Here is a 1,844-nt window from a genome sequence, read left to right on the forward strand (position 1 = left end):
TGTCAAGCACTTTTAAAAATGTCCCATAAATATTAAATTATTAGCACCAATTTTCGTAAGGATTGGTGCTATATTTTTCGATTTAACTTAGTCAATTAAAATCTTGATTGCAGGAACCCATATGTACGTTGAAACAGGCTTGGGCACAGGCCCTATCACCTGGGAGAAGCATCCCAGGCGACAAAGCCTGTTGGCATATCATGCCAGCCTAGCATACATACAATAAAGACATGAAATATCGTACTAAATCAAACTTGGTAATCATTTGAATTTTGGGTTTTTTTAATAAACCTTAAAAACTAGCTATTTAAGGCTGTCAAGTTATAGATTTTAATATCTACTTAGTTTTAGGCTGTTAGTTCTTTTCTATGAGCTTGTTTGTTCATAAACTTCTCAAAAGAGGCTTGTTTCCATGGATGACTCATCGGAGGAATATATCTTTTCTTTGGCTTTTCTTCCGGTGTATCAAAATCAAAGTTCTTGGACTTACGCTCATGAGATGGAATTTCTTCTAAAGCATAAACAGTTTCTCCTACACAGAAATATAACTCTTTGTTAAATGCTTTAATTACCATACCTGATGTACCTTTGTAATAATATACAGGATTTCCATTAGGATCTAGTAGTCTAAAATACTTGTTTTCATATTTAATACAATGACCATTATCTATCTTCCTACTAGAAAGAATAGCCAATGTCAAATTAATTTTTTCATCATCTGGTTGTTTTTCAAAAACAGATTTGATATTATTAATTGACAGAGCAAATTTAGCATTATATTTTTTTATGTAGGAGTTTAAGAATATATTTGCTTGCTCTATTGTGGTAATGCCGTTAAGCCTTAATTCTAGGATGAGACGTGATTGTAGAGTTTTGAATATCCTCTCAACGCGTCCCTTGGCTTGCGGAACACTGCTGGTTTTAATTACAATGCCTAATTGCTTGCAGGCATAACCAAATTGAGTGAAAGTATCCTCTTCTATGGAAGGGGATTTTTTCTGTTTATACTCAAATACCGTTCGTCTATCAGTGAAGAACATGTATGGGATACCATAGATTTTAAGTATTTGGCTTAGAACATTGTAATATCCATTTAATGTTTCTTGTAGATCAAAATATGCCCCTACAATTGCACCAGTAGCATCATCAATAGCGATATGCAGTTGAGTATTAATACCACCAAACCATTCATGTAAAGATGCATCCATCTGAATTAGTTCACCAAAGTTTGCGCATCTAGGTCTTCTAGGATGAGCATCTTCAATTTCTAAAATCTTATCCTCAATCTTCTCAATTTCTTTCTTAGATGAGGTATTGTTTTTTTGCTTCAATAACTGTTTTTTAATTCTTTTCTTAGTAGAACGATGGGCCATAGGAGAAAGTATCTGTTCTGCCATAAGAATAGAGCGAACGGCACTTGGTGAAATTTTTATTCCCTCATATTCTTCAAGAAGCTCAGAGTAATGTTCAAAATTAGCATCATAATATTTGGTGTTATAAAGATTCAATATCAATTTCTTTGTTTCATCGTTGAGTGTATGCTTAGGCTTTCTTCCCTTGTTACCATGAACAAAGAAATCCTTACCTTCATCAACATATCCTTTAATCATTCGATTAATATGCCTTTGTGTACATCCTAATTTTAAAGCTGCCCTTTTCTTATTACCATTGGTTTCAACTAGTTTTTTAATCGTTTCGTATTTTTCTTGTTCTTTCATATTTAAATCTACCTTTCTTATTTTTATCACCCCATTTTATAGTTATGGAGTATATTATACATTTTTTTATGATATTAGGACATAATCATAAACGATATATTGAGACATTATCATAAATAAATCACT

1 protein-coding gene is annotated in these 1,844 nt (G+C 32.4%); it reads right to left on the reverse strand.

The genetic code is table 11. The features are described 5' to 3' along the window. Window positions 1-347: 347 nt before the first annotated feature. The gene (locus FYJ27_RS12560; RefSeq protein ID WP_154485136.1) at window positions 348-1,718 is read right to left on the reverse strand and encodes an ISNCY family transposase; all 1,371 of its coding nucleotides are present in this window, start codon (window positions 1,716-1,718) and stop codon (window positions 348-350) included. Window positions 1,719-1,844 lie beyond the last annotated feature (126 nt).

It is taken from the genome of Anaerosalibacter bizertensis (assembly GCF_009696605.1).
Classification (GTDB): Bacteria; Bacillota; Clostridia; order Tissierellales; family Sporanaerobacteraceae; genus Anaerosalibacter; species Anaerosalibacter bizertensis.

Bases quoted from the DNA above. Each gene is read 5' to 3' on its own strand.
- FYJ27_RS12560 (WP_154485136.1), bottom strand. From the start codon at position 1,718: ATGAAAGAACAAGAAAAATACGAAACGATTAAAAAACTAGTTGAAACC.